This window comes from Brachybacterium sp. J153 (genome assembly GCF_036311905.1).
Lineage (GTDB): Bacteria > Actinomycetota > Actinomycetes > Actinomycetales > Dermabacteraceae > Brachybacterium.
The window spans coordinates 68,375-92,177 of record NZ_JAZDCH010000021.1 but is presented as its reverse complement, the minus strand read 5'-3'; the positions used below and the strand labels follow the sequence as shown (position 1 = coordinate 92,177).

The window sequence follows — 23,803 nt, the reverse complement described above, 5'->3', positions numbered from 1 at the left end:
TGCAGCACAACCCTTCCTGGAGGAGACCATGAGCAGCAGCGGTACGCGGCCCTTCGGCGCAGTGGGGGTCGCGATGGTCACCCCGTTCACGACCGACGGTTCCGCCGTCGACCTCGATGCCGCGCAGGCGCTCGCGGTGCACCTCGTCGAGCACGGCAACGACCTGCTGGTCGTCTCCGGGACCACGGGGGAGGCGCCGACGCTGACCGACACCGAGAAGCTCGATCTCGCGCGCGCGGTCCGGGAGGCCGTCGGCCCCGGGACCACGGTGGTCGCGGGCGTCGGCACCTACGACACGGCGCATTCGGTGCAGGCCGCGCGCGATCACGCGGCCCTCGGCCTCGACGGCCTGCTCGTGGTCACGCCGTACTACTCCAAGCCCAGCCAGGCCGGGGTCATCGCCCACACCGAGGCGATCGCCGACGCCACCGACCTGCCGGTGATGCTCTACGACATCCCGGGTCGCTCCGGTATCCCGCTCGCCGAGGAGACCCTGCTCCGCCTCGCCGAGCACGAGCGGATCCTCGCCGTGAAGGACGCCAAGGGCGACCTGCACCAGGCCACCCGGGTGATGGACCGCACCGGCATCGCCTACTACTCCGGCGAGGACGCGCTGAACCTCCCGTGGCTCGCCGTCGGCGCCGTGGGCGTCGTCTCCGTGGTGGGGCAGGTCGCGGGCGAGCTCGAGCGCGCGATGCTCGAGGCGACCGATCGCGGCGATCTCGCCGCGGCCCGCGCCGCCCACGTCGCTCTCGTCCCGCTCGTCGAGGCGATCATGAATCGCATGCCCGGGGCCGTCGCGGCGAAGGCCGCGCTGTACCTGCAGGGCGTGCTCCCGCACGCGGCGATGCGCGGCCCGCTCCTCCCGGCCGATGCCGACCAGCTGCGCGAGCTCGCGGCAGCCCTCGAGCAGGCCACCGGCATCCCCGCCCTCGACGGGGCCCGGAGGCCGGCATGACCGCGGGGACGGCGTTCACGGAGCGTCTGGCCGCCCCGCCCGCACTCGCCGCGGGCACGCTGCGCATCACCCCGCTCGGCGGGCTGGGCGACGTGGGGCGGAACATGTCGGTCCTCGAGTACGAGGGCCGCCTGCTGATCATCGACTGCGGGGTGCTCTTCCCCGAGGACGCCCAGCCGGGCGTGGACCTGATCCTCCCGGACTTCGACCTCATCGCGGACCGGCTCGACGACGTCGCCGCGATCGTCCTCACCCACGGCCACGAGGACCACATCGGCGCGGTCCCCTACCTGCTGCGGCAGAAGCCGGACATCCCGCTCGTCGGCAGCCAGCTGACCCTCGCCTTCATCGAGGCGAAGCTCCGCGAGCACCGCATCACGCCCTACACGCTCGCCGTGAAGGAGGGCCAGAAGGAGTCCTTCGGCCCCTTCGACTGCGAGTTCGTGGCCGTGAACCACTCGATCCCGGACGCGCTCGCCGTGCACGTGGCCACCCCGGCCGGCACCGTGCTGCACACCGGCGACTTCAAGATGGACCAGCTGCCGCTCGACGGCCGCATCACCGACCTGCGCGCCTTCGCCCGCCTCGGCGAGGCCGGCGTGGACCTGTTCATGACCGACTCCACCAACGCCGAGGTCCCCGGGTTCACCGTCGGCGAGCAGGAGATCGGCCCGGTCCTCGACGCCCTCTTCGCGAAGGCACGGCAGAAGATCGTCGTCGCCTCCTTCTCCAGCCACGTCCACCGCGTCCAGCAGGTGCTCGACGCCGCCGCCGCGCACGGCCGCCGGGTCGCCTTCGTGGGGCGCTCGATGGTGCGCAACATGGGGATCGCCGCGGACATGGGCTATCTCGACGTCCCCGCGAACACACTCATCGACGTCAAGCGGATCGACAGCCTGCCGGATGACCAGGTGGTGCTGATGTGCACCGGCAGCCAGGGCGAGCCGATGGCGGCGCTGGGCCGCATCGCGAACCGTGACCACCGTGTGAGCGTGGGGCCCGGCGACGTCGTCATCCTCGCCTCCTCCCTCATCCCCGGCAACGAGAACGCGGTCTTCCGCGTGGTCAACGGGCTGATGGCGCTCGGCGCCGAGGTGGTCCACAAGGGCACCGCCAAGGTCCACACCTCGGGGCACGCGAGCGCCGGCGAGCTGCTCTACTGCTACAACATCGTCCGGCCGAAGAACGTCATGCCGATCCACGGGGAGGTCCGCCACCTCATCGCCAACGGGCGCATCGCCGAGGCGACCGGCGTGCCGCGCGAGCGGATCATCCTCGCCAAGGACGGCCATGTCGTCGACCTGAAGGACGGCGTCGCGACGGTCGTCGGCGAGGTCCCCAACGGTTACGTGTACGTGGACGGCTCGAGCGTCGGCGAGATCTCCGAGGCGGACCTCAAGGACCGTCGGATCCTCGGGGACGAGGGCTTCATCTCCCTCTTCGCGGTGGTGAACTCCGAGACCGGCGCCCTCATCGCCGGACCCGAGATCCACGCCCGGGGCGTGGCAGAGGACGACGAGGTGTTCGAGAGGATCCGCCCCGAGATCATCAAGGCCCTCGAGCAGGCCGTCGCCGACCAGTCCAACCGTCGGGACACCCATCAGCTGCAGCAGGTCATGCGCCGCGTGATCGGCCGCTACGTCTCCCAGCGCCTGCGCCGTCGGCCGATGATCATCCCGGTGGTCATCGAGGCCTGATCCCCGCCGTGTGATCACCGCCCGCCCGCGCCTCCCCGGTCCGGGAGGGGTCCGGCGGTACCCTGTCAGGCATGGCGACACGTACGTCTTCCCCCGCACGTGCGTCGAAAGGCTCGTCCCGGACCTCGTCCGCCGGTTCCTCGCGGACCGTCGCGGCCACGGCCCACGACCCGTCGACGCTCCCGCTGCCGGTGCGCGCTGTGCGCTCCGGCTATCTCGCGATCGCCCGCATGGTCGGTGGCCTGGTCCGCTCGATCGGCGTGGCCCGCTGGGAGGTGGCTCCCGAGCAGCGGCGTGACGGCTACGCCCTGCTGCTGATGCTCGTCGCGGTGCTCGTCGCCGTGGTCGAGTGGTGGCAGTCCGCCGGGCCCGTCCTCGGGGCCGTGCACACCGTGGTCGCCGGCACCTTCGGCATCTCCTCGATGGTGATCCCGCTGCTGGCCGCCGGCTGGTCGCTGCGCATGTTCCGCCGCCCGGACCAGGTGCGCGCCAATACCCGCATCGCCTTCGCGATCACCATCCTGCTGGTCGCGATCTCCGCGATCGCGACGGTCTCGGCGCGCTTCCCCGCCCCGGCCGACGGGATCGACGCCCTCGCCCGCGGGGGCGGCGTGCTCGGCTATCTCGCCGCGGCGCCGCTGGCCGCCTTGCTGCCGCCGGTCGCCGTGGTGGTCATCCACGCGGCGCTCATCGCCTTCGGCGTGCTGGTCCTCACCGCGACCCCGATCGAGTCGATCCCCGCCCGTCTGCGGGGCGTCTACGACGTGCTCGTCGGCCGCAGCGATGAGGAGGAGGCCGAGCGGGCCGCCTTCGGGCTGCGCCCCCGCCGCGTCGATCCGGCCCTCCACGAGCAGGACACGACGGTCCAGCCCACGGCCCGGTCCCGCCGCCGCACCCGCAAGGAGAAGGCCGCCGAGGAGGCCGCCGCGAGGGACCATGAGGCCTTCGGCTACGTCGGGGACGAAGCCTTCGAGCAGGGGATCTCCGAGGAGGGCACCCCCGAGGCCGCCGCCGGCGGGAAGAAGGCCCGTCGTGGAAGCGCCCGCCGCGGCGCCCCCGCCGATGCCGACAAGGTCTTCGACGTGATCGAGGACGAGAACCAGCGGGCGAAGTCCTTCCCCGCGGGCGGTGCCCGCGGTGCGGAGGACGCGACCGCGGCGCTGCCGTCGGCCGCCGCGAAGCCGGCGTCCACCCGCGCCGAGAAGTCCCCGGCGGCCGCCTCCCGTGCTGCCGCCGCGGCCGCTGCCGCGGCGGAGGAGGAGCCGGAGCTGGTGCACCCGCCGATGGGCGACCTGCCCCGCGCGGGCGAGCAGCTCGAGCTCGCCGGGGACATCGTCTACACCCTCCCCGAGTCCTCGTTCCTGCTTGAGGGTCCGCCGCACCGCACGCGCTCCGAGGCCAACGATCGCGTGGTCCACGCGCTCGAGGAGGTCTTCGAGCAGTTCAACGTCAATGCGGAGGTCGTCGGCTTCACCCGCGGGCCGACGGTCACCCGGTACGAGGTCGAGCTGGCGCCCGGCACCAAGGTCGAGAAGGTCACGGCCCTGGACAAGAACATCTCCTATGCCGTGGCCAGCTCGGACGTGCGCATCCTCTCGCCCATCCCGGGCAAGAAGGCCATCGGCATCGAGATCCCGAACGCCGACCGTGAGACCGTCGCGCTCGGCGACGTGCTGCGCAGCCAGGTGGCCCGCCGCAACGAGCACCCCATGGTGATGGGTGTGGGCAAGGACGTGGAGGGCGGGTACGTCGTCGCGAACCTCGCCAAGATGCCGCACATGCTGGTCGCGGGCGCCACCGGTTCCGGCAAGTCGAGCCTGGTCAACGCGATGATCACCTCGGTCCTGATGCGCGCCACCCCCGAGGAGGTGCGCATGGTGCTGGTCGACCCCAAGCGCGTCGAGCTCACCATCTACGAGGGCATCCCGCACCTGATCACCCCGATCATCACCAACCCCAAGAAGGCCGCCGAGGCGCTCGAGTGGGTCGTCAAGGAGATGGACGCCCGCTACGACGACCTCGCCGCCTTCGGGTTCAAGCACATCGACGACTTCAACAAGGCCGTCCGGGCCGGGGAGGTGCAGGTGCCCGCGGGCAGCGAGCGCCGCCTCGCCCCCTACCCGTACCTGCTGGTGGTCGTCGACGAGCTCGCCGACCTGATGATGGTCGCCCCCCGCGACGTCGAGGCCTCGATCCAGCGCATCACGCAGCTCGCCCGCGCCGCCGGCATCCACCTGATCCTGGCGACGCAGCGGCCCTCGGTCGACGTCGTCACCGGCATCATCAAGGCGAACGTGCCCAGCCGCCTCGCCTTCGCGACCTCCTCCCTGCAGGACTCCCGCGTCATCCTCGACTCCCCGGGCGCCGAGAAGCTGATCGGTCAGGGCGATGCGCTGTTCCATCCGATGGGCAAGGCGAAGCCGCTGCGCGTCCAGGTGGCGTGGGTCAACGAGTCGGAGATCCACAAGGTCGTCGACCACGTCAAGACGCAGATGAAGCCCAACTACCGCGAGGACGTCGCGGTCGTCGCCGCCGCCAAGCAGATCGACGACGACATCGGCGACGACCTCGAGGTGCTGCTGCAGGCCGCGGAGCTGGTGGTCACCACGCAGTTCGGGTCGACCTCGATGCTGCAGCGCAAGCTGCGCGTCGGCTTCGCGAAGGCCGGGCGCCTGATGGACCTGCTCGAGTCCCGCGAGATCGTCGGCCCCTCCGAGGGGTCCAAGGCTCGCGACGTGCTCGTCCACCCCGACGATCTCGGCGAGGCGATCGCGCGCATCCGCGGGGAGGAGCCGCCGGCCCCGGCGGCCTCCCCCGCCGCGACCGACGGGGGAGAGGACCGCTACGGCTCCGATCCGCTCGAGGACGACGGCTCCGAGCCCGCCGTCGACTACTACGACGACGACAGCGAGGATGCCGACAGCGAGGACGCCTGGAGCCTCACCGGCCGCTGAGCGCCCCCGTCCCCGAGCCGTCCCGGCTCCACCCCACCGCCCGCCTCGCAGATCCCGGAGCAGCCATGACCACCGACCGCACGGACCCCGTCCCGCTGTGGAACATCGCGAACATCCTCACCATGGTGCGCTGCGCGATGGTGCCCCTGTTCGTCGTGCTCGCGGTGCTCTACGCGGACTCCGTCGGCGGGCGCCTGGTGATCACCGCGGTGTTCGTCCTCGCGATGATCACCGACTTCCTCGACGGGCACCTCGCCCGCAGCCGGAACTTGATCACCGACTTCGGCAAGATCGTGGACCCGATCGCCGACAAGGCGATGACCGGCGCGGCCTTCGTGATGCTCTCGGTGTGGGAGTACATCCCGTGGTGGATGACGATCCTGATCCTCGTGCGCGAGTTCGGCATCACGATCATGCGCTTCACGATCCTCAAGTACGGGGCCCTGCCCGCCAACCTGGCCGGCAAGGCGAAGACCATGGTGCAGACCATCGCGATCACCTTCTGCCTGCTGCCTCTCGAGCTGTGGTGGTCCCCGGCTCGCTGGATCGGCTGGTCGCTCGTGCTGCTCGCCGTGGTGCTCACCGTGTGGTCCGGGCTCGTCAACCTCAAGGACGGTCTGCGCCTGCGCCGCGAGGCGCTCGCCGGCGGCGCGCGGTGACAGGGTCGGCACCGGTCGATCCCCGGGTCGTGATCGACGCCGCGCGCGCAGCGGGGCTGATGCTCGCGACCGCCGAGTCGCTCACCGCGGGGGCCGTCGTGGCCCGCCTGGTGGACGTCCCGGGTGCCTCCGCCGCGGTCGCCGGGGGCGCCGCCTGCTACTCGTACACGGCGAAGCAGCGGGTGCTGGGCGTGGACCAGGACCTGCTCGAGCGGACCGGGGCGGTCACCGCGGAGGTCGCCGCGGCGATGGCCGACGGGGCCCTGGCCCTCTACGACGCGGACCTCGCCGTCTCCACCACCGGGGTCGCGGGACCGGGCCCGGATGCGCGGGGCGTCCCCGCCGGCACGGTCGTCCTCGGCCTCGCCCGGCGCGGCCTGCCCACCCGCACCCGCGTCCTGCACCTCGAGGGTGATCGCGTCGCCCTCCGCGCCGCGACCGTCGACGCGGCGATCGCCGAGCTCGCCGCGGCGCTCGACGTCCTCCGCGACTGAGCGCGGGCGAGGGAGGGCGGCCGACGGGCAGGGTCCCGGTCCGTCTTCTCGTCCGTCTTCTCGTCGGTCTCCTGAGCGTCCTCCGGGACCGGGTCCGGTGCTGTTCCCGGGGCCTCTTCTCGCGATGCACATCTCACAGGCGTGTGTCGGCACCGGCCACTACACTCTGGGGAACACTTCGGCCCCCCGGTGCGTTGTGCTGTCCGTGATGATGACTCCGCACCGCACCTCCGAGGTGCACCACCCGTTCAACGAGAGGAAGGGAGGCAAGGCCATGGTCCTGTTCCGTCAGGAGCTCGGCGACGTCCTGCGCGACGCCCGTCGCTCTCAGGGGCGCACGCTGCGGCAGGTGTCCTCCGACGCCCGTGTGTCCCTGGGGTACCTCAGCGAGATCGAGCGAGGCCAGAAGGAAGCGTCGAGCGAGCTGCTGGTCTCCGTGACCGACGCCCTCGGTCTTCCGCTGTCCTTCGTCCTGCGCGAGGTGTCCGACCGCATCGCCGTGCAGGAGCACGTGACGATCCCCGACACCGTGCCCGAGGGCCTGGTCGACGGCACCGGCCCGCTGGTCGGCGCGCGCTGAGGTGCGCCGCAGCGAGTTCACGGAGCTCGCCGAGCACGTCTTCGGACCAGCTCTCGCGAGCACCTACACCCGCGACCTCGTGCTCGAGGCGGCCGGCGGCCTGACCGCCGAGCAGGCCCTCGAGCGCGGGGTCGCCGTGCGTGCGGTGTGGACCGCGCTGTGCGATGCGATGGACGTGCCCGAGTCCCGTCGCTGGGAGATCCCGGACGCGCAGCGCCGCCGCTGAGCGGTGCACTGAGAGAAGTCGAGACACGCCGAGCCGAAGTTCCGCGTTCGAACGTCTGTTCGGTACACTCGGACTCGACGGTCTCCCCGGCACCACCGACCGATTCCGCCGTTCCTCCCCAATGCCGCGCCATCCACAGCGGCCGCAGGAGGGACTCGCGTGTCGGGGGCCGCGCCTAGTGTGGCCGCAAGGTCAAGACGTCGGCACCCCCGGCCCCCTGGAAGGAACGCAGCTCATGCCCGCACCGAAGTCCGCCGCGAAGGATCGCGGCTCCTCTCTCGAGAGCGCCCTCGCCCAGATCGACCGCCAGTTCGGCAAGGGATCGATCATGCGGCTCGGGGATGACACCCGCCCGCCGGTCGAGGTCATCCCCACCGGGTCTGTCGCGCTGGACGCCGCGCTCGGCATCGGCGGTCTGCCCCGCGGCCGCATCGTCGAGATCTACGGCCCGGAGTCCTCCGGGAAGACCACCGTCGCCCTGCACGCGGTGGCCAGCGCCCAGCGCAACGGCGGCATCGCCGCCTTCATCGACGCCGAGCACGCCCTGGACCCGGAGTACGCCAAGAAGCTCGGCGTGGACACCGACGCCCTCCTCGTCTCCCAGCCGGACACCGGCGAGCAGGCCCTCGAGATCGCGGACATGCTGATCCGCTCGGGTGCCCTGGACATCGTGGTCATCGACTCCGTCGCCGCACTCGTGCCCAAGGCCGAGATCGAGGGCGAGATGGGCGACTCCCATGTCGGCCTCCAGGCCCGCCTCATGTCGCAGGCGCTGCGCAAGCTCACCGGTGCGCTCTCCGCCTCCGGCACCACCGCGATCTTCATCAACCAGCTGCGCGAGAAGATCGGCGTGTTCTTCGGCAGCCCGGAGACCACCACCGGCGGCAAGGCGCTGAAGTTCTACGCCTCGGTGCGGATGGACATCCGCCGCATCGAGACCCTCAAGACCGGTACGGACGCGGTCGGCAACCGCACCCGCGTCAAGGTCGTCAAGAACAAGATGGCCCCGCCCTTCAAGCAGGCCGAGTTCGACATCCTCTACGGCGAGGGCATCTCGCGCGAGGGCGGTCTGATCGACCTCGGCGTCGAGCACGGTGTGGTGCGCAAGTCCGGTGCCTGGTTCACCTACGAGGGGGATCAGCTGGGCCAGGGCAAGGAGAACGCCCGCCAGTTCCTCAAGGACAACGTGGACCTCGCCGCGGAGATCGAGGAGAAGATCCTGCGCACCCTCGGCGTCGGCAAGTACGCCGCGGAGCAGGCCGCCCCGGAGGCGGAGGCAGCGCCCGAGGCGCTCGGCGAGGACGAGTTCCTCGACGAGGACGTCCCCGCGACCATCTGATCGTGGTGCAGCAGGTCCCCGGTGATGCCGGCGCCCGCACGGGCGTCGGCGTCGCCGCATCCGACCCGGACAGTCATCTCCGCGCTCGCCTCGAGGCCCGCACCCGGGACATCCTCGAGCGCCCCCGCGCGGAACCCGACCCTGAGCGGGCCGAGCAGGAGAAGGTCGTGGTCCGCGAGTGCCGCTATCTCCTGCGCCTGCTCTCCACGCGCCGCCGGTCCGAGGGGGAGATGCGGCAGCGGCTCGGGGAGCGGGAGGTGCCCGGCGCCCTCGTCCATGAGGTGATCGCTCGCATCGACCGTGCCGGGCTGCTCGACGATGCGGCCTTCGCCGCGGAGTGGGTGCGGCAGCGGCGCGAGCTGCGCGCCCTCGGCGACGAGGCACTGCGCCGTGAGCTCGAGCGCAAGCGGGTCTCCCCGGCGCACATCGAGGCGGCTCTTGCCGCCGGGGCGGATGATGAGGAGGAGCGCTGCCGCGAGCTGGTGCGCTCCCGCATCGCCGAGACGGACCGTCGGCGGCTGCGCGCGGAGCGGGACGGCGCCCACCGCCGGCGGCTCTCCCGCCGTCTCGATGCCCTCCTCACCCGCAAGGGCTATCCGGGCGACCTCGCGGTGCAGGTCATCTCCTCCGAGCTGCGGGAGGCCGCGCGCTCCTGAGCGGCGAGGAACCGGTCAGTGCCGCGCTCAGGGGAGCGGCGGGGCGCCCGCGACCCGGGCCGGGGCCCGCCGCGCGAAGCTGCTGCGCCGCTGCACCCACACCGCCACCCGGGACAGCGAGATGTTCAGCGTGATGTACACGGCGGCGCCGACGGTCAGCAGCGGCAGCAGGTACTCGGCGTTGGTCAGGGCATCGGCGACGCGGGAGACGCTGCGCAGCAATTCCGCGTAGCCGACGATGTACCCGAGCGAGGAGTCCTTCACCAACACGACGCCCTGCGCGATCAGCGAGGGGAGCATCATGCGCACCGCCTGCGGCAGCTGCACATCGCGGTACGTGAGGAAGGGGCCCATGCCCAGGGACTCGGCCGCCTCCGTCTGGCCCTTCGGGAGCGCCGTGATCCCGGCGCGCAGGATCTCGGCGAACACCGCCGCGTTGTATAGCACCAGCCCGAACACGACCGCGAAGAGCTGGGTCGCCCCGGGGAGCACGAGGATGCCGAAGAACATCACCAGCACCACCGGGAGACCGCGGAACACCTCGATCACCCCGGTGACCAGCCAGCGCACCGGAGCGATCGGCGAGGAGCGCAGGGACACCAGCAGCACGGCCAGCAGCGCCGCCAGGGGCAGGGCGATCACCGCGGCCAGGAGCGTGTTGCCGAGGCCCCGGGCCACGGCGAGCCACACGTGACGGGTCTCGTAGCCCGCGAAGTTCATGGGCACGTCCACCAGCACCAGCCAGCGGTCGTTGAACGCGCCGTTGCGGGCGAGCAGCACGGCCACCGTCGCCGCTGCCGCGAGGAGCACGCCGCCGAGCACGAAGGAGATCAGCCGTTCCCGCCGCTTCTCTTCGGGGCCGGCGACGTCGTAGAGGACAGGTCCGCTGCTCATCGGGCGAACGCCACCTTCCGCTCGAGATGCCCGGCGAGCTGGCCGAGCGGGATGCAGATGATCAGATAGCACAGCGCCACCCCGATGAGGATCGCGATGACGTCCGCCGAGTAGACGTTCGTGAGTCGCCGCGACATGGCGAACAGCTCGAAGACGCTGAAGGCGCCGGCCACCGAGGTGTTCTTCACGAGAGCGATGAACACGCTGATCAGCGGGGGGATCGCGGTGCGGAACGCCTGGGGGAGGACCACGATGAACAGGTTCTGCCGGAAGGACATCCCCAGCGACCTCGCCGCCTCGGCCTGCCCCACGGCGACCGAGTTGATGCCCGAGCGCACCGCCTCCGCCACGAAGGCGGAGGTGTAGCAGCTCAGCGCGATCACCGCCGCGACGCGGTAGCTGAACGTGAACCCGATCGACGGCGTGACGAACACGTAGAAGAAGAACACGATCGTCAGCGGAGTGTTTCGCAGGAACTCGGTGTACGCCGTGGCGACGGAGCGCAGCGGCAGGTACGGGGAGACCCGCAACGCCGCGATGAGCGTGCCCAGCACGAGGGCGATCACGCCGGAGAGCGCGGCGAGCGTGAGCGTGGTGCTGAAGGCGTCCCACAGCATGTCGCGCTCGATGAGGAAGGTGTCCATGGCGGCTCCAGGCAGGGCGTCGGGCCGACTCCTGGAGCCGGCCCGACGGAGGAGGGCGGATCAGCGGATCAGTAGCGGTCCACGGCCGGCGGCTCCGGGGTGGGCAGCACGGTCCCGGCCGTGGCCTCCCAGGCCTCCGCCCAGGCGCCGTCCTCGTAAGCCGCCTCGAGGGTGTCGTTGATGAAGGTGCGGAAGTCGTCGTCGCCCTTGGCGAGGCCGATGCCGTAGGGCTCTTGGGTGAAGGTCTCGCCGTCGCCCACGAGCTTCAGGTTCTCCTCGTCCGCGGCGACGAAGCCCGCGAGGATCACGTTGTCGGTGGTGACCACGTCGACCTGGCCGTTGATGAGGGCCGTGACGCAGTTCGAGTAGGTGTCGAAGGTCTGCAGCTCGGCATCGGGGTGGTTGTCGAGGATGTACTGCGCAGGGGTGGAGCCCTCGACCGAGGCGACCTTCTTGCCGGCCAGGGAGTCCTCGCCGGTGATGTCCTCGTTGTCGATCAGCACCATCAGCGCCTGTCCTGCGACGTAGTACGGGCCCGCGAAGTCGATGACCTCCTTGCGGGTGTCGTTGATGGTGTAGGTCGCCACGACGAGGTCGACCTGACCGTTCTCGATGAAGGGCTCGCGGTTGGCGGAGACGGTCTCCGTCCAGGTGATGTTGTCGGGGGAGATGCCGAGGGCGCCGGCGACGATCTTGCCGATCTCGACGTCGAAGCCGACGGGGGTGCCGTCGGGGCCGGCCTGGCCGAACAGGGGCTGGTCGAACTTGGTGCCGATGGTGATCGCTCCGGCCTCGGCGAGGGCCGCCATGGTGGAGCCCTCGGGGAAGTCGGCGGTGTCGACCTCGGCGACCTCGGGCTCATCGCCGCCGCTCCCGCCACAGGCGGCAAGGGTGGCTGCGGCGGCGGTGCCGAGCGAGGCGGTGAGGAAGAGGCGGCGGTTCAGCGGGCTGGTCATCATGCTCTCCTGGGTAGTCGGGTGGAGCGGGGTCAGTGGTGGAGGATCTTGCCGAGGAAGTCCTTGGCGCGATCGGTCTCGGGGGCGGAGAAGAAGTCCTCCGGGCTGCGCACCTCGACGATGCGGCCGGAGTCCATGAACACCACGCGGTCCGCGGTGCGCCGGGCGAAGCCCATCTCATGGGTGACCACGATCATGGTCATGCCGTCCTTCGCCAGGTCGGTCATCACCTCGATGACCTCGCTGATCATCTCCGGGTCGAGGGCGGAGGTCGGCTCGTCGAAGAGCATCACCTTGGGCTTCATGGCCAGCGAGCGGGCGATCGCGACGCGCTGCTGCTGCCCGCCCGAGAGCTGCGCAGGCAGCTTGTCGGCCTGGTTCGCCACGCCCACGCGCTCGAGCAGGGCCATGCCCTCCTCTTCGGCCTGCCGGCGGGGGACGCCCTTGACCTTGATCGGGGCGACGGTCACGTTCTGCAGCACCGTCTTGTGGGCGAAGAGGTTGAAGGACTGGAACACCATGCCCACCTCGGACCGCAGTCGGGCCAATCCCGCACCGGAGGTCGGCAGCAGCTCGCCGTCGATCCGGATCTCTCCCTCGTCGATCGTCTCGAGGCGGTTGATCGTGCGGCACAGCGTGGACTTGCCCGAGCCGGAGGGACCGAGCACCACCACCACCTCGCCCGGGGCGACCTCGAGCTCGATGTCCGCGAGCACGTGCAGGTCCCCGAAGTGCTTCTGCACCCCGGTGAGCTGGACGAGGGGCTGCGAGGCCCGCCCGTCGGCAGGCGGACGAGCAGAAGTGGTCTGGGTCATAGGGGAAAGGTAGGCCAGGTCGCCCGGAGCCGCGGGCTGAACAGCGGACCGTCACCCAAGCGTGACCTCGCCGCCGCGACGTGAGATGCCGCCGATCCGTCCGCGGCGGCGTGCCTCGGCCCCTCCCGTCGGCACCTCGCGCCGTACCCTGGAGGCACCATGACGACCCCCGCCGCCACCACGTCCCCCGCTGCCGTCGCGTCCCCTGCCGACCACCTCGACCCCGCCGCGCCCAGCGCCCGAGGTACCTATCAGGTGCGCACTTTCGGCTGCCAGATGAACGTCCACGACTCCGAGCGCCTCACCGGCCTGCTCGAGGAGGCCGGCTTCACCGCCGCCCCCGCCGACGCCGATGCCCGCCGCGGCGAGGTCGACGTGGTCGTCTTCAACACCTGTGCCGTGCGGGAGAACGCGGACAACAAGCTGTACGGCAACCTCGGGGCGCTGCGTCCCGCGAAGGACGCGAACCCCGGCATGCAGATCGCCGTCGGCGGCTGCCTCGCGCAGAAGGACCGCTCGACGATCGTCGAGCGCGCCCCCTGGGTCGACGTCGTCTTCGGCACCCACAACATCGGCTCGCTGCCCGTGCTGCTGGACCGCGCCCGGCACAACGCCGAGGCGCAGGTCGAGATCCTCGAGTCGCTCGACGTCTTCCCCTCGACCCTGCCCACCCGCCGCGAGTCGTCCTATGCGGCGTGGGTGTCGATCTCGGTGGGCTGCAACAACACCTGCACCTTCTGCATCGTCCCGGCGCTGCGCGGCAAGGAGAAGGACCGCCGCCCCGGCGACATCCTCGCGGAGATCCGCGACGTGGTCGACCAGGGAGCGATCGAGGTGACCCTGCTGGGGCAGAACGTGAACTCCTACGGCGTCGAGTTCGGTGACCGCGGCGCCTTCGCGAAGCTCCTGCGCGCGTGCGGCGACATCGACGGGCTCGAGCGGGTGCGCTTCACCTCCCCGCACCCCGCGATGTTCACCGACGACGTGATCGACGCGATGGCGGAGACCGCGAACGTCATGCCGCAGCTGCACATGCCGCTGCAGTCCGGCTCCGATGACGTGCTGCGACGCATGAAGCGCTCCTATCGGGGGAAGAAGTTCCTCGGCATCCTCGACCGGGTGCGGGACCGCATCCCCGAGGCCGCGATCACCACCGACATCATCGTCGGCTTCCCGGGCGAGACCGAGGACGACTTCCAGCGCACCCTCGAGGTGGTCGAGGCCTCTCGCTTCGCGAGCGCCTTCACCTTCCAGTACTCGATCCGCCCCGGCACCCCCGCCGCGACGATGGCGGACCAGATCCCCAAGGAGGTCGTGCAGGAGCGCTTCGAGCGTCTCGTCGCCCTCCAGGACCGCATCACCCACGAGGAGAACCAGAAGATCGCCGGCCGCACCGTCGAGATCCTGGTCGCTGAGGGGGAGGGCGATCGCGACGCCGAGACGCACCGTCTCTCCGGCCGCTCCCGCGATCACCGCCTCGTGCACTTCTCGCTGCCGGGCGACCTCGAGGAATTCGCGAGGCCCCGTCCTGGCGATCTGGTCACCGCGACCGTCACCCACGCGGCACCGCACTACCTGCTGGCCGACAGCGCCCGGGAGGCCCCGCTCGCCGGCCTCGCCCCCGAGCAGTTCTCGATCCGCCGCACCCGCTCCGGCGACGCCTGGGAGGCGGGGGTGACCGGTCTCGATGCCGGCTCCTCCTGCGGCACCGGCGCCCCGGCCGTCTCCGGGCCCGTCACCCTGGGGATGCCGAGCCTGCGTCGGCGCTGAGCCGCCGGCCGTCCCGCCGGACGCCGACGGGCCCGCCCTCCGCAGCGGAGGACGGGCCCGTCGATGGTCCTGGTGGACATGGTCCCCTCGGGACCGGCTCGCGGGGAGCTCAGCAGTCGAGCTCCTCGAGCTCGGCGCCGAGCCGCTCCTCGAGGCTGTGGAAGAAGGCGATCACGGTCGAGAGGCCGCAGCGGATCGCGGTGTCGATCTGGGAGTCGAGGGCTCCGGCGCGGAAGTCCGCGGCGAGCTCGCCGTACACGCCGAGCAGGCCCTCGGACTCGCGGCGCACGTACACCTTGGGCCAGATGCGGTTCATGTTCCACTCGTTGCAGAGCTTGATCATCCCCACCTTGCGGGAGATGTCCACCGAGTGGCTCCAGCGGCCGCGGGTCTGGAGGATGCCGTGGTCCTCGCCGGAGAGCATGAACTGGAAGCGGTAGTCGTCGAAGCGGGCCCGCAGGATGTCGGGGTGCTCCTCGTCCTCGACGAAGGCGTACCCCTGCAGGGAGAGGCGCTCGCCGATCCGCTGCAGGGACAGGGGGGCCAGTGCGTCGGCCGAGTCCGTCGTCGTGGGGGACTCGTTCGGTGCGGTCACGTCCAACCTCGGGATGTCGCGGGATTCGAGGGCACCGACCAGGCGGTCGGGCCGGCCCTCACCATACTCCCGCGTCATGGGAATGCCAGGGGAGCCGAGGGTGATCCCGCTGACCCTGCGGCGCACGGGCTCGGGAAGCCCGGCCCGGCTCGATGCGGCCGGCCCGGCTCCGGACGGGGTCCCCGAGTACAGTGCGGGCATGCCCGAACCCGTCCCCGTCGCCCCGCTGCTCGCGGTGGTCGGCGCGACGGCGACCGGGAAGTCCGATCTCGCGATCGCGCTCGCGGAGCATCTCGACGGAGAGGTGGTCAACGCCGATGCGCTGCAGCTCTACCGCGGTATGGACATCGGCACCGCCAAGGTGACCCTCGCCGAGCGGCGCGGCGTGCCCCACCACCTCCTCGACGTCCTCGACGTCACCGAGGAGGCGAGCGTCTCCGTGTACCGGGACGCTGCGCGCGCCGAGATCGCCGCGATCCGGGACCGCGGCCGCGTCCCGATCCTCGTCGGCGGCTCGGGGCTGTACGTGCGCGCGGTGCTGGACCGGATCGAGTTCCCCCCGACGGACCCCGCGGTGCGCGCCGCTCTCGAGGCGCGCACGGCGACCGAGGGCACCGCCGCCCTGCACGCGGAGCTCCTGGCCACCGACCCCGAGGCGGCGGCGATGATCGGATCCGGCGATGCGCGGCGGATCGTCCGCGCCCTCGAAGTGGGGCGGCTCACCGGCCGCCCGTTCAGCGCCTTCCTGCCCCGCCCCGACTACGCCGTACCGGAGACGGTGCAGATCGGGCTGCGCACCGAGCGCGCCACCCTCCACGACCGCATCGCCCGGCGGGTCGGGCGCATGGTCGAGGCCGGTCTGCTCGGGGAGATCCGCGCCCTGCGCGAGCAGGGACTGGATCGCGGCCTCACCGCGCGCCGGGCCATCGGCTACGAGCAGGGGCTCGCCGTGCTCGACGGCACCCTCACCTGCGCCGAGGCGATCGAGGCCACGGTGGTCGGGACCCGACGGCTGGTCCGCAAGCAGGACACCTGGTTCCGTCGCGATACGCGGGTGCGCTGGATCGACGCGGATCCGGCCGGCGGCAGCGGCTCCGTCCTCGAGCAGGCGCTCCGGGTCCTCGCGACCCCGGTCACGGCGCCGGAGGGCCCCGCGGCTTAGGCTTCGCCCATGACCGAACCGCTGCGCTTCACCAAGGGACACGGTACCGAGAACGACTTCGTGATCCTCGACGACCCGGACGGGGAGCTCGCGCTCGACGCCGCCGCGGTCGCCGCGCTCGCCGATCGCCGGGCGGGCATCGGCGGGGACGGCGTGATCCGCGCGGTGCGGACCCGGCACGCGGGGATCGACGCCCCCGCCGACGCCCCCGAGTGGTTCATGGACTACCGCAACGGCGACGGCTCCCTCGCCGAGATGTGCGGCAACGGAGTGCGGGTGTTCGCCGCGCACCTGCAGCGCGCCGGGCACGTGCAGGAGGACTCCTTCCCGATCTGGACCCGCGCCGGGGTGCGCACCATCGAGGTGCTCTCCCGTCCCGCGGCCGGCGACCCCGCCGTGTGGAGGGTCCGCGTCGGCATGGGACGCAGCCGCAGCGAGCGCAGCGGACGCACCGTCGAGATCGCCGGGCACCGTCTCGACGTGCTCGACGTCGACATGGGCAACCCCCACGCCGTCGCCTTCCTCCCCGCGGGTCTCGCGCTCGAGGACCTCGACCTCACCCGCCGCCCGGCGCTCGATCCCGAACCGGCTGACGGGGCGAACATCGAGCTGGTCGCCGAGCGCGGCGATCACCACGTGGCGATGCGTGTCCACGAGCGCGGAGTGGGGGAGACCCGCTCATGCGGCACCGGCGTCGCGGCGGTCGCCGTCGCGAGCGCTCTGCGCGCGCGGGACACCGACGCCCGACCGTGGATCGTCGACGTCCCCGGGGGACGCCTCGAGGTGAGCTGGGGGGCCGACGGCGAGGTGCTGCTCACCGGGGCGGCCGAGCTCGTCGCCGACGGAACGCTGCTGCCGAGGCCCTGATCTCACGCAGCTCAGGTACCTCAGCCAGCTCAGACGGAGGGGCCCACCTCGAGCACCCGGAAGCCCTTCGCGCTCGCGACCTTCCGGACCTCCCGCTCGGGGAGCTGCTCCCCGAGCCAGCGGGCGAGCGGGTCGGCGCCGAGGTTCTTCCCGACCACGAGCGCCGCGGTGCCCTCCGGCGAGAGCCGAGCCGTCCACTGCAGCAGCAGGGCGTGCAGCGCCTCCTTGCCGATGCGGATCGGGGGGTTGGACCAGATCGCGTCGAAGCGCAGCTCCTCGGGGACGTCCTCGGGCGCTGCGACGACGAGGTTCGCGGCGCCGCTGCGGCGGGCGTTCTCCGCCGTCAGCTCCCGGGCGCGCTCGCTGACGTCGATCGCCCACACCTCGGCCGAGGGATCCCGCAGCGCGGCGGTCAGGGCGATCGGACCCCAGCCGCAGCCGAGGTCGAGGATCCGCGCCCCCGCCGGCGGCTCGGCGATCTCGTCCAGCCGGTCCAGCAGCACCGCCGTGGCCTTGTCCAGCCCGTGCCCCGAGAACACCGAGGCGCTCGAGACCAGGTCCAGGTCCTGGCCCGCGAGCCGCACGCGCAGCGGGAAACGGCGGTCGGAGGTCCCGGTCGAGGCGGAGAAGTAATGCTCGGTCACCCGGGCAGGATACGGATCCTCCGCGTGATCCGGGATGCGCCGAGGGCAAAATCCCTCGACCCCCTCCCGTCGGCGTGGGATTCTGGGACGATCCCGCGGCCGGGACCTCCCGCCGCCGGGCGACCACAGCCCCCGCTCCCGAGGAGTTCGCCGATCGTGCCCATCGCCTTCCATCCCGACCCTGCCGACGCCGCTGTCGAGGGAGCCGACACGGGAGAGGCCGGCACCCCCGCACCCGCCCGGGACGAGCACGGAGCGAGCTCCGACCAGGAGCAGCACCGCGCCGCTGGGACCCCCGAGCCCTCCGCTCCCGCTCGGCGCCGCGATCCGCTCACCGAGCGCATCCTCGCCCGCGGCGACGCCTCCGTCTCCTCGGTCACCTACGCCTCGGAGTCCGACGGCGACCAGCTCGACCTCGCCGACCGCCAGGCCCTGCGCCGTGTGGCCGGCCTCTCCACCGAGCTCGAGGACATCACCGAGGTCGAGTACCGCCAGCTGCGCCTCGAGCGCGTGGTCCTCGCCGGCCTCTACACGAGCGGCAACATCGAGGAGGCCGAAGTCAGCCTGCGCGAGCTCGCCGCCCTCGCCGAGACCGCCGGCTCCGAGGTGCTCGACGGCGTCCTCCAGCGCCGTGCCCATCCCGACCCGGCGACCTTTCTCGGCAAGGGCAAGGCCGCCGAGCTCGCGGACATCGTCGCCGCGACCGGCGCCGACACCGTGATCGCCGACGGCGAGCTCGGGCCCAGCCAGCGGCGTGCCCTCGAGGACATCGTCAAGGTCAAGGTCGTCGATCGCACCGCCCTGATCCTCGACATCTTCGCGCAGCACGCGAAGTCCCGCGAGGGCAAGGCCCAGGTCGAGCTGGCGCAGCTCGAGTACCTCCTGCCGCGGCTGCGCGGCTGGGGCGAGTCGATGTCCCGTCAGGCCGGCGGCCGTGTCGCCGCGGGCGGTGCGGGCATGGGCTCGCGCGGTCCCGGTGAGACCAAGATCGAGCTGGACCGTCGACGGATCCGCGACCGCATGGCCAAGCTGCGCCGCGAGATCAAGGCGATGACGCCGGGGCGCGACGCCCAGCGCGCGGATCGCAAGCGTCATCAGGTGCCGTCGGTCGCGATCGCCGGATACACCAACGCCGGGAAGTCCTCGCTCCTGAACCGCCTCACGAGCGCCGGTGTGCTGGTCGAGAACGCTCTCTTCGCGACTCTCGACCCGACGGTGCGCCGGGCCACCACCCCGGACGGCCGCGAGTTCACCTACGCGGACACCGTCGGCTTCGTGCGCCATCTGCCCACGCAGCTGGTCGAGGCGTTCCGCTCGACGCTCGAGGAGGTCGCCGACGCGGACCTGCTGCTGCATGTCGTCGACGCCTCCCATCCGGACCCGGAAGGGCAGATCCGCGCGGTCCGCACCGTGCTCGGGGAGATCGACGGCTTCGACGTCCCCGAGGTGATCGTGCTCAACAAGGCGGACATCGCCGAGCCCGAGACGATCGCTCGCCTGCGCAGCCAGGTGGGCGACTCGGCAGTGGTCTCCGCCCGCACCGGCATGGGCCTCGAGGAGCTGCGCGAGCTGATCGCCGAGCGACTGCCCCGCCCGGCCGTCGAGGTCGACCTGGTCGTGCCCTACTCCCGGGGCGACCTGGTCTCGCGGGTCCACTCCACCGGCGAGGTCCTCGCCGAGGAGCACCTGATGGACGGCACCCGACTGCACGCGCGGGTCGATGAGGCGCTCGCCGCAGAGCTCCACGGCGCGGCCTGACGGGGCGGCGGTGGCCGCGCGGATACCCTGATCCGATGACCACCGCCACCCACCCCGAGGCCGCTCCCGGAGCCGCCGGGATCGACCTGTCCACCCTCCTGGACGCGGCGGTCGGCGCGATCGGCGGGTCCCCGCGACCGGGTCAGCAGGCGATGGCCGAGGCGGTGGACACCGCCATGTCGGGCGGCCGCCACCTCCTGGTCCAGGCCGGGACCGGCACCGGCAAGTCCCTCGCCTACCTGGTCCCGGCGCTGCGCCATGCGCTCGTGAGCGGTCGGCCGGTGGTCATCTCGACAGCGACCATCGCGCTGCAGACCCAGATCGTGCGCAAGGACCTGCCCCGTCTGGTCGAGGCCCTCGCGCCGCATCTCCCGCGCACCCCGACCTTCGCGCTCCTCAAGGGGCGCGGGAACTACCTGTGCCGGCACAAGATCGACGGCGGCTATCCGGTCGAGGATCCGGGTGCCCTCTTCTCCGGGGCCGCGGCGGGCGGGGACTCCGCCACCGGTGGCTCGGAGCGTCTCGGCGACCAGGTGCGCCGACTGCGCGCCTGGGCGGAGGAGACGGAGACCGGGGACCGCGACAGCCTCGACTCCGCGGTCTCCGACCGGGCCTGGCGACAGGTCTCGGTGCTCGGCAACCAGTGCCTGGGGCAGACCTGCCCGGTGGTCACCTCCTGCTTCGCCGAGCGCAGCCGCGAGATCGCCCGCGAGGTCGACGTGGTCGTCACCAACCACGCGCTGCTCGCGATCGACGCCTTCGACCGTCACGGGATCATCCCCGAGCACGACGTGGTCGTGTTCGACGAGGCCCATGAGCTGACCAGCCGCGTCACCGGGGCGGTCACCGAGGTGCTCACCCCGGGCATGGTGCGCGGCACCGTGCGCGATCTGCGCTCGCTCGGCGTCGCGGCGACCGCCCTCGACGATGCAGGAGAGGAGCTCCGCGAGGCGCTCGCCCTCGTGTCCGACGGGAGGGTGATCGGCGACCTGCCCGAGCGGCTCGGCGACGCCGTGACCCAGGTGCGCATCGAGGCGCGCACCGCGCACTCCGACGCGAAGGATGCGGGGGAGGAGGCGGGGGCCAGCACCGCGGGCACGCGCAAGACGGTACGGGCGACCCTGCAGGAGATCATCGACGTGTGCGAGCGGCTCGGCTCGCCCGGCGAGGACGATGTCGTCTCCGTCTCGCACTCCCCCGTGACGGGGCGATCCAGCCTCCAGGTCGCCCCGCTCAGCGTTGCGCTCGCGATGCGCTCGGCGATCCTCGAGGATCGCACCGCGATCCTGGCCTCGGCGACCCTCGCCCTCGGCGGCCGCTTCGAGCCGCCCGCCGGAGAGGTGGGCCTCGCGCGCGCGGCCCGTCTCGACCCCGCCGCGATCCCCCCGGCGCGCGACGCCGGGGCGTGGGCGGCGCTCGATGTCGGCAGTCCCTTCGACTACCCGCGCCAGGGGATCCTGTACACCGCCCGCCATCTTCCGCCCCCCGGGCGGGAGGGGCCCCAGGCCGCGATGCTCGACCACCTCACCGAGCTGGTGGAGGCCTCCCGCGGCGGGGCACTGTGCCTGTTCTCCTCGCGACGGGGCGCCGAGCTCGCTGCCGAGCACGTCCGCGCCCGTCTGGACCTGCGGATCGAGGTGCAGGGGGAGGACTCGATGGCGAACCTCGTGCGCCACTTCCGCGAGGACGAGGACTCCTCGCTCTTCGGGACCCTCACGCTCTGGCAGGGGGTCGACGTGACGGGGCGCTCGCTGCGACTGGTCACCATCGACCGCATCCCCTTCCCGCGGCCCGACGATCCGCTCGCGTCGGCACGGCAGGAGCGCATCGCCCAGCGCGGCGGGAACGGCTTCATGGCGGTCTCCGCCCAGCACGCGGCACTGCTGCTGGCTCAGGGTGCTGGACGACTGATCCGCACGGTGGAGGACCGGGGAATGGTCGCGGTGCTCGATCCCCGCCTGTCCACGGCGCGCTACGGCGGGTTCCTGCGGGAGGCGATGCCCCCGCTCTGGCCGACGACCGATCCCCAGGTGGCCCTCGGGGCACTGCGGCGGCTCGCCGACGCGGGCTGAGGACTCACCCCTCCGAGGGCTCTGGCGCCCCGCCGCCCTCTCGCCGGGGCGCACTGACGCGGAGAGCGGGGGAGGCTCAGACCGCGCGCAGGACCGCGACGACCTTGCCGAGGATCTCGGCATGGTCGCCGAGGATCGGGGCGAAGGCCGGGTTGTGCGGCATGAGCCAGACGTGGTCGTCCCGCATGACGAGGGTCTTGACCGTCGCCTCGCCGTCGATCATGGCGGCGACGATCTCGCCCTTCTCGGCGGACTGCTGACTGCGCACGACCACCCAGTCGCCATCGCAGATCGCGGCGTCCACCATCGAGTCGCCGACCACCTGCAGCAGGAACAGCTCACCGCCGCCCACGAGCCGCTCCGGCAGCGTGAAGACGTCCTCGACCTGCTCCTCCGCGGTGATGGGGATGCCCGCGGCGATGCGTCCCACGAGCGGGACCGAGACCGAGGCGGAGCCGATCTCCGGGGCGGGGGTGGGCGCGGGGGCGTCGTCCTCCTGCGGCATCACCACCTCCATCGCGCGGGGGCGCTTCGGATCGCGGCGCAGGAAGCCCTTGCGTTCGAGGGCCTGCAGCTGATGCGAGACCGAGGACGAGGAGGTCAGCCCGACGGCGTCACCGATCTCGCGCATGGTGGGCGGGTATCCGTGCGCGGCGATCGCGGACTGGATCATCTCGAGGACGAGCCGCTGGCGACGGGTCAGGCCCGCCGTGGCCTCGTCGCCCGCGGCGTCGCCGCGCGAGGGGATGGGCTGATCGGCGGTCGGGATCATCTCTCGGGCCTCCTGGCTCGCGTCGTCTGTCGGACCCTCGCGGTTCCGTAGTCCTCGCAGTCCACAGTAGGCGGGCACGGAGCGGATTCCAAACAGGTGTTCGAGATTCCTCTTGCGTGTCGCGGCCGGATCGGGCTACAGTCGCACAGACATTCGATCGAACAGGAGTTCGGATATGAGCACCCAGTCGGCCACGGTCCTTCCCTTCCGCCCGACCACGAAGGTCGAGCGCACCACGCGCACGGCCCCTGCTCGAGCGGGCGTTCGACTCGAGGCGACCCGGCGCGGCCGCCGCCTCGCCGTCGCCCTCGCCTTCCTCCTCGGCCTGCTCGTGGCCGGCATCGCCCTCCTCGTCCTCGACGTGCCGGCGGCGCTCGCAGGCGCCGAGCCGCAGGATCGGGTGACGGTCACCGTCGAGGCCGGGGACACCCTCTGGGAGTACGCCGAGGAGTATGCCCCCGAAGGCACCTTGCCGGAGGCGTACATCGCGGAGGTGCGCACGCTGAACTCGCTGCCCACCGGCCGCCTCACCGCGGGACAGGAGATCGTGCTGCCCGTCGCGGGCTCGGCGGAAGCACCGCTCGATCGCTGACCCCCGGCGGGATCGGTATCCTGGGCGGATGCACTGCCCGTTCTGCCGACATCCCGACTCGCGTGTCGTGGACTCGCGCACGTCCGACGATGGCGCGACCATCCGGCGTCGACGCCAGTGCCCCAACTGCTCGCGACGCTTCTCCACCTCCGAGACCGCCTCGCTCTCGGTGCAGAAACGCTCAGGGGTGAGCGAGCCGTTCAGCCGCGCGAAGGTGATCTCCGGCGTGCGGAAGGCTTGCCAGGGCCGTCCCGTCACCGACGATCAGCTGGCCATGCTCGCCCAGCGCGTCGAGGAGGACATCCGCTCGAGCGGCGTCGCCGAGATCGACGCCCACCATGTCGGGCTCGCGATCCTGCAGCCCCTGCAGGAGCTCGACGTCGTCGCCTATCTGCGCTTCGCGAGCGTGTACCAGGACTTCGAGTCCCTCGAGGACTTCGAGGCCGCGATCGAGCGGCTGCGCGCCGAGGCCGGCGCCGTCGGCTGACCCGCCTCCAGCCGCCGCTCGGGGTCGCGACGGGCTCGGCACCCGCTCCGCACCAGCTGGACACCTGAGTAGTGCCTGGGTGTTCGGTGAACATGGTCGGAAGCACGCTCCGACTGTGCATAGGATGTCCCTCGTGCCCCGCGAGGGTGCACGCCGATCGGCGGTCGCGGAGGGGAAGCCGCGGCCGCCGATCCCTTTCCCCGCGCCCCTCC

Annotated in this window: 23 protein-coding genes; 16 read left to right on the top strand and 7 right to left on the bottom strand. The window is 72.0% G+C overall.

From position 1 onward, the window contains the following. Positions 1-28 precede the first annotated feature (28 nt). The 9 genes from dapA (at position 29) to V1258_RS10370 (ending at position 9,563) form a co-directional block, all read left to right on the top strand. Positions 29-958, top strand: a complete 930-nt coding sequence (gene dapA / locus V1258_RS10410; protein ID WP_329749615.1) for a 4-hydroxy-tetrahydrodipicolinate synthase — start codon at positions 29-31, stop codon at positions 956-958. Continuing rightward, positions 955-2,655 carry a ribonuclease J gene (locus V1258_RS10405; RefSeq protein ID WP_329744766.1) on the top strand — a complete coding sequence of 567 codons (1,701 nt, stop codon included), beginning with the start codon at positions 955-957 and terminating at the stop codon, positions 2,653-2,655. The genes dapA and V1258_RS10405 overlap by 4 nt, the downstream gene beginning before the upstream one ends. 191 nt (positions 2,656-2,846) lie before the next feature. Beyond that, positions 2,847-5,609: a DNA translocase FtsK 4TM domain-containing protein gene (locus V1258_RS10400; RefSeq protein ID WP_442878612.1), complete on the top strand. Its 2,763-nt coding sequence runs from the start codon at positions 2,847-2,849 to the stop codon at positions 5,607-5,609. Between the two features lie 65 nt (positions 5,610-5,674). Beyond that, positions 5,675-6,268, top strand: coding sequence for a CDP-diacylglycerol--glycerol-3-phosphate 3-phosphatidyltransferase (gene pgsA, locus V1258_RS10395; RefSeq protein WP_329749612.1), 594 nt, complete (start codon positions 5,675-5,677; stop codon positions 6,266-6,268). A gap of 29 nt (positions 6,269-6,297) precedes the next feature. After that, a complete protein-coding gene (locus V1258_RS10390) occupies positions 6,298-6,762 on the top strand; it encodes a CinA family protein (RefSeq protein ID WP_329749610.1) in 465 nt (154 codons plus the stop codon). Positions 6,763-7,036: 274 nt separating this feature from the next. Further along, positions 7,037-7,342 (top strand): helix-turn-helix domain-containing protein, encoded by a 306-nt coding sequence (locus V1258_RS10385; protein ID WP_329745082.1) that lies wholly within the window; start codon positions 7,037-7,039, stop codon positions 7,340-7,342. A 1-nt stretch (position 7,343) separates the two neighbouring features. Beyond that, complete coding sequence (locus V1258_RS10380) at positions 7,344-7,568, top strand: DUF3046 domain-containing protein (protein WP_329749608.1); 225 nt, start codon at positions 7,344-7,346, stop codon at positions 7,566-7,568. Between the two features lie 235 nt (positions 7,569-7,803). Beyond that, complete coding sequence (gene recA, locus V1258_RS10375) at positions 7,804-8,907, top strand: recombinase RecA (RefSeq protein ID WP_329744771.1); 1,104 nt, start codon at positions 7,804-7,806, stop codon at positions 8,905-8,907. A 2-nt stretch (positions 8,908-8,909) separates the two neighbouring features. After that, entirely contained in the window at positions 8,910-9,563 is a 654-nt protein-coding gene (locus V1258_RS10370; protein WP_329749607.1) for a regulatory protein RecX, read from the top strand. Between the two features lie 27 nt (positions 9,564-9,590). Here the strand turns inward: V1258_RS10370 and V1258_RS10365 are convergent, their stop codons facing one another. The 4 genes from V1258_RS10365 to V1258_RS10350 form a co-directional block, all read right to left on the bottom strand. After that, complete coding sequence (locus tag V1258_RS10365) at positions 9,591-10,457, bottom strand: amino acid ABC transporter permease (RefSeq protein ID WP_329749605.1); 867 nt, start codon at positions 10,455-10,457, stop codon at positions 9,591-9,593. Continuing rightward, on the bottom strand, positions 10,454-11,101 hold the full coding sequence (locus tag V1258_RS10360; RefSeq protein WP_329749604.1) for an amino acid ABC transporter permease: 648 nt from the start codon (positions 11,099-11,101) through the stop codon (positions 10,454-10,456). The genes V1258_RS10365 and V1258_RS10360 overlap by 4 nt, the downstream gene beginning before the upstream one ends. Positions 11,102-11,169: 68 nt before the next feature. Next, on the bottom strand, positions 11,170-12,057 hold the full coding sequence (locus tag V1258_RS10355; protein ID WP_329749603.1) for a glutamate ABC transporter substrate-binding protein: 888 nt from the start codon (positions 12,055-12,057) through the stop codon (positions 11,170-11,172). A 32-nt stretch (positions 12,058-12,089) separates the two neighbouring features. Continuing rightward, a complete protein-coding gene (locus V1258_RS10350) occupies positions 12,090-12,872 on the bottom strand; it encodes an amino acid ABC transporter ATP-binding protein (RefSeq protein WP_329749601.1) in 783 nt (260 codons plus the stop codon). 159 nt (positions 12,873-13,031) lie between these two features. Between V1258_RS10350 and miaB the strand changes: the two genes are divergently transcribed. Beyond that, positions 13,032-14,642, top strand: coding sequence for a tRNA (N6-isopentenyl adenosine(37)-C2)-methylthiotransferase MiaB (miaB, locus tag V1258_RS10345; protein ID WP_329749600.1), 1,611 nt, complete (start codon positions 13,032-13,034; stop codon positions 14,640-14,642). Between the two features lie 109 nt (positions 14,643-14,751). On the opposite strand, the gene V1258_RS10340 is transcribed toward miaB, so the two are convergent. Further along, positions 14,752-15,237, bottom strand: a complete 486-nt coding sequence (locus tag V1258_RS10340) for a YbjN domain-containing protein (RefSeq protein WP_329749599.1) — start codon at positions 15,235-15,237, stop codon at positions 14,752-14,754. A gap of 199 nt (positions 15,238-15,436) precedes the next feature. Here V1258_RS10340 and miaA point away from each other — a divergent pair, with 199 nt between their 5' ends. Together miaA and dapF are read left to right on the top strand one after the other, a co-directional pair. Continuing rightward, positions 15,437-16,399, top strand: a complete 963-nt coding sequence (gene miaA / locus V1258_RS10335; protein WP_329749597.1) for a tRNA (adenosine(37)-N6)-dimethylallyltransferase MiaA — start codon at positions 15,437-15,439, stop codon at positions 16,397-16,399. A gap of 9 nt (positions 16,400-16,408) precedes the next feature. Further along, on the top strand, positions 16,409-17,266 hold the full coding sequence (gene dapF, locus V1258_RS10330) for a diaminopimelate epimerase (RefSeq protein WP_329749596.1): 858 nt from the start codon (positions 16,409-16,411) through the stop codon (positions 17,264-17,266). A gap of 29 nt (positions 17,267-17,295) precedes the next feature. Here the strand turns inward: dapF and V1258_RS10325 are convergent, their stop codons facing one another. Next, positions 17,296-17,910 carry a class I SAM-dependent methyltransferase gene (locus V1258_RS10325; RefSeq protein WP_329749595.1) on the bottom strand — a complete coding sequence of 205 codons (615 nt, stop codon included), beginning with the start codon at positions 17,908-17,910 and terminating at the stop codon, positions 17,296-17,298. Positions 17,911-18,066: 156 nt separating this feature from the next. Here V1258_RS10325 and hflX point away from each other — a divergent pair, with 156 nt between their 5' ends. Both hflX and V1258_RS10315 read left to right on the top strand, forming a co-directional pair. After that, entirely contained in the window at positions 18,067-19,668 is a 1,602-nt protein-coding gene (hflX, locus tag V1258_RS10320) for a GTPase HflX (RefSeq protein ID WP_329749593.1), read from the top strand. Between the two features lie 35 nt (positions 19,669-19,703). Next, on the top strand, positions 19,704-21,740 hold the full coding sequence (locus tag V1258_RS10315) for an ATP-dependent DNA helicase (protein WP_329749592.1): 2,037 nt from the start codon (positions 19,704-19,706) through the stop codon (positions 21,738-21,740). Between the two features lie 76 nt (positions 21,741-21,816). Here V1258_RS10315 and lexA read toward each other — a convergent pair whose 3' ends face one another. Further along, a complete protein-coding gene (gene lexA, locus V1258_RS10310; protein WP_329749590.1) occupies positions 21,817-22,512 on the bottom strand; it encodes a transcriptional repressor LexA in 696 nt (231 codons plus the stop codon). 175 nt (positions 22,513-22,687) lie between these two features. Here lexA and V1258_RS10305 point away from each other — a divergent pair, with 175 nt between their 5' ends. Both V1258_RS10305 and nrdR read left to right on the top strand, forming a co-directional pair. Further along, on the top strand, positions 22,688-23,104 hold the full coding sequence (locus V1258_RS10305) for a peptidoglycan-binding protein LysM (RefSeq protein ID WP_329749589.1): 417 nt from the start codon (positions 22,688-22,690) through the stop codon (positions 23,102-23,104). Between the two features lie 28 nt (positions 23,105-23,132). After that, the gene (nrdR, locus tag V1258_RS10300; protein ID WP_329749587.1) at positions 23,133-23,591 is read left to right on the top strand and encodes a transcriptional regulator NrdR; all 459 of its coding nucleotides are present in this window, start codon (positions 23,133-23,135) and stop codon (positions 23,589-23,591) included. The last annotated feature ends 212 nt before the right edge of the window (positions 23,592-23,803 follow it).

What these genes read in the sequence shown, in the direction of transcription:
- dapA (WP_329749615.1), top strand. Translation starts at nt 29, where the DNA reads ATGAGCAGCAGCGGTACGCGGCCCTTCGGCGCAGTGGGGGTCGCGATG.
- V1258_RS10405 (WP_329744766.1), top strand. Translation starts at nt 955, where the DNA reads ATGACCGCGGGGACGGCGTTCACGGAGCGTCTGGCCGCCCCGCCCGCA.
- pgsA (WP_329749612.1), top strand. Translation starts at nt 5,675, where the DNA reads ATGACCACCGACCGCACGGACCCCGTCCCGCTGTGGAACATCGCGAAC.
- V1258_RS10385 (WP_329745082.1), top strand. Translation starts at nt 7,037, where the DNA reads ATGGTCCTGTTCCGTCAGGAGCTCGGCGACGTCCTGCGCGACGCCCGT.
- recA (WP_329744771.1), top strand. Translation starts at nt 7,804, where the DNA reads ATGCCCGCACCGAAGTCCGCCGCGAAGGATCGCGGCTCCTCTCTCGAG.
- V1258_RS10365 (WP_329749605.1), bottom strand. Translation starts at nt 10,457, where the DNA reads ATGAGCAGCGGACCTGTCCTCTACGACGTCGCCGGCCCCGAAGAGAAG.
- V1258_RS10360 (WP_329749604.1), bottom strand. Translation starts at nt 11,101, where the DNA reads ATGGACACCTTCCTCATCGAGCGCGACATGCTGTGGGACGCCTTCAGC.
- V1258_RS10355 (WP_329749603.1), bottom strand. Translation starts at nt 12,057, where the DNA reads ATGACCAGCCCGCTGAACCGCCGCCTCTTCCTCACCGCCTCGCTCGGC.
- V1258_RS10350 (WP_329749601.1), bottom strand. Translation starts at nt 12,872, where the DNA reads ATGACCCAGACCACTTCTGCTCGTCCGCCTGCCGACGGGCGGGCCTCG.
- miaB (WP_329749600.1), top strand. Translation starts at nt 13,032, where the DNA reads ATGACGACCCCCGCCGCCACCACGTCCCCCGCTGCCGTCGCGTCCCCT.
- miaA (WP_329749597.1), top strand. Translation starts at nt 15,437, where the DNA reads ATGCCCGAACCCGTCCCCGTCGCCCCGCTGCTCGCGGTGGTCGGCGCG.
- dapF (WP_329749596.1), top strand. Translation starts at nt 16,409, where the DNA reads ATGACCGAACCGCTGCGCTTCACCAAGGGACACGGTACCGAGAACGAC.
- V1258_RS10315 (WP_329749592.1), top strand. Translation starts at nt 19,704, where the DNA reads ATGACCACCGCCACCCACCCCGAGGCCGCTCCCGGAGCCGCCGGGATC.
- lexA (WP_329749590.1), bottom strand. Translation starts at nt 22,512, where the DNA reads ATGATCCCGACCGCCGATCAGCCCATCCCCTCGCGCGGCGACGCCGCG.
- V1258_RS10305 (WP_329749589.1), top strand. Translation starts at nt 22,688, where the DNA reads ATGAGCACCCAGTCGGCCACGGTCCTTCCCTTCCGCCCGACCACGAAG.
- nrdR (WP_329749587.1), top strand. Translation starts at nt 23,133, where the DNA reads ATGCACTGCCCGTTCTGCCGACATCCCGACTCGCGTGTCGTGGACTCG.